General features: G+C 70.3%; 8 protein-coding genes and 1 tRNA gene. 7 read left to right on the forward strand and 2 right to left on the reverse strand.

The genetic code is table 11. The features are described from left to right. The 6 genes from E1281_RS35480 to E1281_RS35505 form a co-directional block, all read left to right on the forward strand. On the forward strand, window positions 1-668 hold a 668-nt coding region (locus tag E1281_RS35480), incomplete at its 5' end, for a fructosamine kinase family protein (RefSeq protein ID WP_131884080.1). Between the two features lie 101 nt (window positions 669-769). After that, entirely contained in the window at window positions 770-1,789 is a 1,020-nt protein-coding gene (locus E1281_RS35485) for a hypothetical protein (protein ID WP_243717730.1), read from the forward strand. A gap of 65 nt (window positions 1,790-1,854) precedes the next feature. Next, complete coding sequence (gene ricT, locus E1281_RS35490) at window positions 1,855-2,694, forward strand: regulatory iron-sulfur-containing complex subunit RicT (protein WP_131884087.1); 840 nt, start codon at window positions 1,855-1,857, stop codon at window positions 2,692-2,694. Between the two features lie 109 nt (window positions 2,695-2,803). Continuing rightward, window positions 2,804-3,334 (forward strand): hypothetical protein, encoded by a 531-nt coding sequence (locus tag E1281_RS35495; protein ID WP_131884081.1) that lies wholly within the window; start codon window positions 2,804-2,806, stop codon window positions 3,332-3,334. A gap of 121 nt (window positions 3,335-3,455) precedes the next feature. Then, window positions 3,456-4,937 carry an alpha/beta hydrolase gene (locus tag E1281_RS35500; RefSeq protein ID WP_131884082.1) on the forward strand — a complete coding sequence of 494 codons (1,482 nt, stop codon included), beginning with the start codon at window positions 3,456-3,458 and terminating at the stop codon, window positions 4,935-4,937. Between the two features lie 65 nt (window positions 4,938-5,002). After that, window positions 5,003-5,075, forward strand: a tRNA-Thr gene (locus tag E1281_RS35505). Between the two features lie 6 nt (window positions 5,076-5,081). Here the strand turns inward: E1281_RS35505 and E1281_RS35510 are convergent. Beyond that, the gene (locus E1281_RS35510; RefSeq protein ID WP_207943690.1) at window positions 5,082-5,372 is read right to left on the reverse strand and encodes a hypothetical protein; all 291 of its coding nucleotides are present in this window, start codon (window positions 5,370-5,372) and stop codon (window positions 5,082-5,084) included. A gap of 242 nt (window positions 5,373-5,614) precedes the next feature. Further along, window positions 5,615-6,022 carry a helix-turn-helix domain-containing protein gene (locus tag E1281_RS35515; RefSeq protein ID WP_131884084.1) on the reverse strand — a complete coding sequence of 136 codons (408 nt, stop codon included), beginning with the start codon at window positions 6,020-6,022 and terminating at the stop codon, window positions 5,615-5,617. A gap of 78 nt (window positions 6,023-6,100) precedes the next feature. Here E1281_RS35515 and E1281_RS35520 point away from each other — a divergent pair. Then, on the forward strand, window positions 6,101-6,725 hold a 625-nt coding region (locus E1281_RS35520; protein ID WP_131884085.1), incomplete at its 3' end, for an SDR family NAD(P)-dependent oxidoreductase.

Here is a 6,725-nt window from a genome sequence, read left to right on the forward strand (position 1 = left end):
GGCTGGGGGAGGCGGGCCCCGGGACGCCCGTCCCCGAGGTGGTCGCGGCGGACGACCGCATGCTCGTCCTGCCGTGGCTGCCGTCCGCGTCGCCGGCCCCCTCCACCGCCGAGCGCCTCGGACGCGAACTCGCCGCCCTGCACACCGGCGCCTGGCCCCGGACCTACGGGGCGCCCTGGGACGGCTACATCGCCGACCTCCCGCTCGACAACACCCCGGACGACCGCGACTGGCCGCGCTGGTACGCGGAGCGCCGCCTCGAACCTTTCCTCCGCCTGGGCGCCCGGCACCTCTCGTCCGCCGACGTGCGCCTGGTCGAGCGGGTGATCGCGGACGTCGAGGAGCTCGCCGGGCCGCCGGAGCCGCCGAGCCGCATCCACGGCGACCTGTGGTCGGGCAACGTCCAGTGGACCGGCGAGCGGGCGATGCTGATCGACCCGGCGGCGCACGGAGGCCACCGCGAGACCGACCTGGCGATGATGGCGCTGTTCGGGACGCCGCACCTCGAACGGATCCTCGCCGCCTACGACGGCGTCGCGCCGCTGGCGGACGGGTGGCGCGCCCGCGTCCCGTTGCACCAGCTGCATCCCCTCCTCGTCCATGTGGCGCTCTTCGGGACGTCGTATCGTGCATCTTTGGTCGAGGCCGCGCGGGCGGCGCTCGGCTGACGCCGGAGAATGTTCGCCGCGAACTGATAACTCCGCATTCGTGGGCGTTTGTGGCGATCAGATGAGATAGAAACGACGGGTCACGGGCAACGGAAGGGCAGGTGCGGGGCGACCCCATGGACGGCAGGCGCGAGGACCCACCCCAAGGGACACGTCTCGGCTCCTGGAAGGGCCTCGTCCCCATCGGCGTCGCCGCCGGGGCGGCGCTGTTCATCGGCGGGAGCGTCGACGTGGTGCAGAACCACCAGCGCGCCGCCAAGAAGGAGAAGGACGCCAAGCCGGCCGCCGACTCCGAGGACACCCCGACCCGGTTCATCGTCGGCGTCACCGCGTCGGGCGCGGCGCTCGTCGTCCGTGACGCCCAGACCGGCGCCGACATCGGCATTCCCGTCGCCGCCCCGGAGGGCCGCCGATTCCAGCGCGTGGCGGCGGTGAAGGACGGCTCGTACATCGTCGCGTCCTACGCAGGCCAGGAGGTGAGGTTCCACCGCCTCCGCCTGGGCAAGGAGGGGCGTCCCAAGGACATGCAGGACGTCCCGAAGGCCACCGTCCCGGGCAGGTCCACCAGGTGGTCGGAACTCGCCGTGAGCCCCGACGGCGAACGCATCGCCTACGTCACCTACCGCGGCGCCCGCGGCCGCGTGGACGTCGTCTCCGCCTCCTCGGGCACCCACAAGGTGTGGACGACGAAGTCGCCCGGCCGCATAGGCAGCCTCTCGTGGTCCGGGGCCACGCTCTCGTTCGTCTGGGGTCCCGTCCGCTCCGTCGGCGGCCAACTCAGGGAGACCAAGCACGAGGTCCGCACGCTCAACACCGGCGGTGCCACCGGGGACTTGAAGCTGAGCAAGGCCGTCCTGACCCTCCCCAAGGGCAGCAGCACGGCGATCCTGAACGGAGAGACCATCGCCGTGGGGGTCGTCAAGGACTCCCGGCTCACCCTCCAGGCGTACACGCTGGAAGGCAAGCCCGGCCGGATCCTCTGGCAGCAGCCGGTGAAGGGCAAGCTCACCGATCTGGACGCCGCCCCTACGGGCAACGGGCTCCTCGCCACCGCCGGTGACCTGTACACAGAGGGCGCACAGGCCGTCCCCGGTAAGGACCTTTCCGACGCCGCCTGGTGAGCGTCCCGCGCGGAACACCTAGAGTGGGGCGCACGATACCGGGCGAACGGAGCGAAACCGTGGGCATGGTGATGGCAGTCAGCTTCACCCGGTACGGCCGGCTCTACTACCTCGACCCCGGCCCGCACACCCCGCAGGTCGGCGACAAGGTCCTCGTCCCCACCGACTCGGGCCCCGAGGTCGCCGAGTGCGTGTGGGCGCCGCAGTGGGTCGCCGACGACATCGGCGGCCTCCCCGAATGCGCCGGCCCCGCGACCGACGAGCACCTCGCCCGCGACGAGGCCAACCGCCGCCGCCGCGCCGAGGGCCGCTCGACGGCCAAGCGCCTCATCCGCAAGCACGAACTCCCCATGAAGGTCATCGGCGTCGACTACCTCGACACCGACAACATCTTCAAGATCTACTTCACCGCGCCGCACCGCGTGGACTTCCGCGCCCTCGTCCGCGACCTGGCCCGGGGCATCAAGGCCCGCGTCGAGCTCCGCCAGGTCGGTCCCCGCGACGAGGCCCGCCTCCAGGGCGGCATCGGCCCCTGCGGCCGCGACCTGTGCTGCGCCACGTTCCTCAAGGACTTCGAGCCCGTCTCCGTCCGCATGGCGAAGGAGCAGGACCTCCCCGTCAACCCGCTCCGCATCGCCGGCGCCTGCGGCCGCCTGATGTGCTGCCTCAAATACGAGCACCCGCTCTACGTCAAGGCGCACGAGACGATGCCCGCCCTCGGCTCCCGCGTGGACACCCCCAACGGCCCGGGGCAGGTCGTGGGCCGCAACGTCCCCTCGGACAAGGTCACCGTCCGCCTCAACAGCGGCGGCCGCTGCTCCTGCCCCTCCGCCTCGGCCTGCTCCCCGCGGCGGCAGCACGACGCGGTCTACAACCCCGACTCCGACGGCGGCCCGCCGGACTGAGCGACGGCGGTCGGCTCCGGCCACCGGGGCGGCCGTCGAATCGCCCGCCCGACGGCCTTGGCGGATGCCGTCCCCCGCTCCTACGCTCTGCAGGCGGGGGCGACCGGGGATGGCGTCCGACGAAATGTACGAGGTCCGTTACGGGCCAACGCTGAAGAACACGGTCGTTCTGGCCGCCTCCGTCCTCTTCACGCTCGGCTGCCTCATCCCGGGCATGCCGCTGATCATCCGGGTGCTCGGCATCGCGCTGTTCGGCACCGGGAGCCTGCTCTTCCTCGCTTTCATGGTCGTACGCCGGGTCGCCTTCCGCGTGGACGCCAACGGCATCACCGTGGCCGGCAGCCCGCTGCGGTACCAGGCGACCCTGCTGTCCGTGCCGTGGACCGAAGTGCAGGCCGTCGTCCTGTGGAAGCAGCACACCGCCCGGAACATGCCCTACGTGGGCGTCCAGCGCCACAAGGACGGCCCTGGGCAGCCCGGAGCGGGGAGCCGCAGGGTTCTCGGCGCCCTGACGCCCCACGTCCCCGCCGACGTCGCCCATTCCAGCCGCGCGGTCAACGGCCGGCGCCTGGACCGCGACCGCCTGGCCATCGCCGTGGCCCACTTCGCCCCCCACGTCGAAATAGCCGACCTCGGCTGAACGCGGAACACGAACACGGAGGGAAGTAGCCCTCGGCCATCGTGTCGACGTAGCGTAGGCGGCGGCGTACGTGCGGCGACGACGAGACGGGGTTTAGGTGCGGGGAGCAAGGTTCATCAGCGTGGCAACCGTCCTGGCGCTCGCGGCGGCCGCCGGATGCAGCGGCGACCCCGGCGGGGAGGGGACGGCATCGGCCACCGTCCCCGCCGGGCTCGCATCGTTCTACGGTCAGGAACCGTCCTGGAAGGACTGCGGGAACGGGTTCGAGTGCGCGACCGTCCAGGTGCCGCTGGACTACTCCAAGCCGTCCGGCGAGAAGGTCGGGATCTCCGTCATCAGGCTTCCCGCCGAGGACAACTCCGAACGGATCGGCTCACTGCTCACCAATCCGGGCGGCCCCGGCGGTTCCGGAGTGAACTTCATCCGTCAGGCGGCCCGCTCCTTCGGCCACGACCTGCGCCGCCGCTTCGACATCGTCGGCTTCGACCCCCGCGGCGTGGCCGCCAGCGCCCCGGTCAAGTGCAACACCGGCGCCCAGCTCGACGACTTCTTCGCCACTGACGCCTCACCGGACGACGAGCAAGAGATCCAGAAACTCGGCGCCGAAGGCGAGGAGTTCGCCCAGAACTGCGACTCCAAGGCCGAGGCCAAGCTCCCCCACGTGGGGACCGTCAACGCCGCCCGCGACATGGACGTCCTCCGCGCTGCTCTGGGCGACGACAAGCTCAGCTACTACGGCGCCTCCTACGGCACCTACCTGGGCGCCTTCTACGCCGAACAGTTCCCCAAGAACGTCCGTGCCCTCGTCCTGGACGGCGCCGTCGACCCCACCCTGTCCGCGACGGACCTCCTGACAGAGCAGGCCAAGGGCTTCGAGACCGCCCTGCGCGCGTTCGCCGACGACTGCGTCAAGACAGGCTGCCCCTTCGGCGACACCCCTGACGCGGTCATCAAGACGATCTCGTCCTTCCTCGCCAAGACGGACAAGGAACCGCTCAACAACACCAAAGACGACCGCAAGGTCACCGAGTCTCTCGCCGTGACGGGCATAGCCAGGTCCCTCTACGTCAAGGAGTACTGGCCCATCCTGCGCCAAGCCCTCACCCAGGCCATGGAGAACTCCGACGGCACGGCCCTCCTCACCCTCGCGGACGAGATGGTCGAACGCGAACCCGACGGCTCCTACAGCAACCAGACCGACGCCAACATGGCCATCAACTGCGTCGACAAACCGGCACCCCCGGACCTGGCCACCTACGGCAAGGCCGCCGCCGAAGCCGAGAAGGCCGCCCCTCGGTTCGGTCCCTTCGTCGTCTGGGGGGGCCTCCCATGCGTCTACTGGCCCGCCCAGACCGAACAACAGCCGAAACCCCTCGCCGCCAAGGGCGCCGACCCGATCCTGGTCATCGGAACCACCCGCGACCCCGCCACGCCCTACAAGTGGTCGGAGAACCTCGCCGACCAGCTCTCCAGCGGCGTCCTCCTCACCTTCGACGGCGACGGCCACACCGCCTACCTGCAAGGCGACCCCTGCATCACCAAGGCCGCCGACGACTACCTGATCACCGCGGAGCCGCCCAAGGACGGCACCACCTGCCCCTGAATAACCAGTGCACACCCACCCCCGCGGACCCGGTAGACTTCATCCCGCCGTGCCCCGCACGGCACGCCGCCTTAGCTCAGTCGGCAGAGCGATTCACTCGTAATGAATAGGTCATCGGTTCGATTCCGATAGGCGGCTCCCAGCTCAGTGGCCTCTTCCGTTCTTGGAAGAGGCTTGCCGGTCGTCGGTCAAGGTGCTCCATCGGGGGTCGACACCACTCAGCCAGGCGTCCTGGTCATCTGCCAGAGGACGCTTCAGAGGTAGCGGCAGGAAATGGCAGGCGAAGGTCAGCCCGGCGTCGCCGCCATCGCCGCACACGTCGTGGTTCCACGCATCTGCCGTGAGTGCGGTCGTCTGAAGGTGGAAGTAGGTGGTCCGGCGCGGCCGGCGGGGATCTTCGGGAACAGGTCGATTCCGGATCACGTAGGCGGCCACGCGGATTCTGGGTCGGGCCACCCGGGCATTGTGCACTGCGCCGGTCGAAGCCGCGCTCCGGTCGACGGGGGCGGCGGGGCGGTCCTTCCGGAGGCACGGTTCGTGGCGGGAGTACGGCGCCCGCGCCGGACCGGCGGCGCGGGCGCGAGCGGTCGTCCACCATGCTTCCCTGCCGTTGTCGCGGCCGGTCGACGCGGGTGGACGTGCGGCTGCATCGCGGGCGGGTCTCGTCCGGGGCGTCGTCAGGGGGCCGTGTGGTGGGAGCGGGCCTCGTTGATTTCGGCCTCGTGGCGTACGGCCCAGTCGGCGAGGGTTGACAGCGGTTCCAGCAGCGTACGGCCGAGCGGGGTCAGACTGTATTCGACGCTGGGCGGCACCGTCGGATGGACCTCGCGCCGTACCAGCCCGTCGGCCTCCAGACTGCGCAGGGTACGGGTCAGCATGCGCTGGCTGATGCCCTCGATGGCACGGTGCAGTTCGTTGTACCGGTGCGGACGGCCTCCGAGCAGGATCACCAGTTGCATGCTCCACTTGTCGCCCACTCGCCGGAAGACGTCACCGACCGGACACGACGCCAACTCGTCGGCGGGCACCGGCCGAGGTAGTTCGTGCGCCAGCACCGAAGGAACACCGGTGTGCGTACCGGACATGAAAGTGCCTTCTTTCGTCCTCCGACCGGGGCGGCCCATGATCGGACCTGCTGCCCTTCGACCCTATGGAGTGACCCCATGCCGGACCAACCGTTCAAGACCGTCATCATCAGCGGCGGTACGACCGGGATGGGCCGTGCGGTCGCCCTGGAGCAGCTCACCAAGGGCAACCATGTCACCGTGATCGGGAGCAACGAGGCCAGGGGACGGGCCCTGCTGGACCAGGCCGCCGACTCCAACCTCCGGTTCCTGCGGGCGGACCTGTCGTCGATCGCCGAGGTCGAACGGGTCGTCGCCCACGTCCACGAACACCATCAGGCCGTTGACGCGCTGGCGTTGTCCGCCAACAGGATCAGCCCCAAGCGCAGCGTGACCCCGGACGGGCTGGAGTACACCTTCGCCCTGTACTACCTGAGTCGCTACCTCCTGGGCCACCGGCTACTCCCGCTTCTCGACGCCGCGCCCGATCCGGTGGTCATCAACGTGGCCGGCGTCGGGAACACCGCTGGACGGATCTTCTGGGACGACCCCCAGATGACGCGCCGCTACGGCCAGGTGCGTGCCCAGCTCCAGGCCGGCCGGGCGAACGACCTGCTCGGCGTGGCGTTCGCCGGAGGCGGGGTGGAGACCAAGGTCCGCTACGTCCTCTACCATCCGGGATTCACCCGCAGCGGAGCCGACGCCCACCCGAATCCGCTCATCC

Source organism: Actinomadura sp. KC345 (genome assembly GCF_004348515.1).
In the GTDB taxonomy this organism is placed as follows: Bacteria; Actinomycetota; Actinomycetes; order Streptosporangiales; family Streptosporangiaceae; genus Spirillospora.

Bases quoted from the DNA above. Each gene is read 5' to 3' on its own strand.
- E1281_RS35515 (WP_131884084.1), bottom strand. From the start codon at position 6,022: ATGTCCGGTACGCACACCGGTGTTCCTTCGGTGCTGGCGCACGAACTA.
- E1281_RS35495 (WP_131884081.1), top strand. From the start codon at position 2,804: ATGGCGTCCGACGAAATGTACGAGGTCCGTTACGGGCCAACGCTGAAG.
- ricT (WP_131884087.1), top strand. From the start codon at position 1,855: ATGGTGATGGCAGTCAGCTTCACCCGGTACGGCCGGCTCTACTACCTC.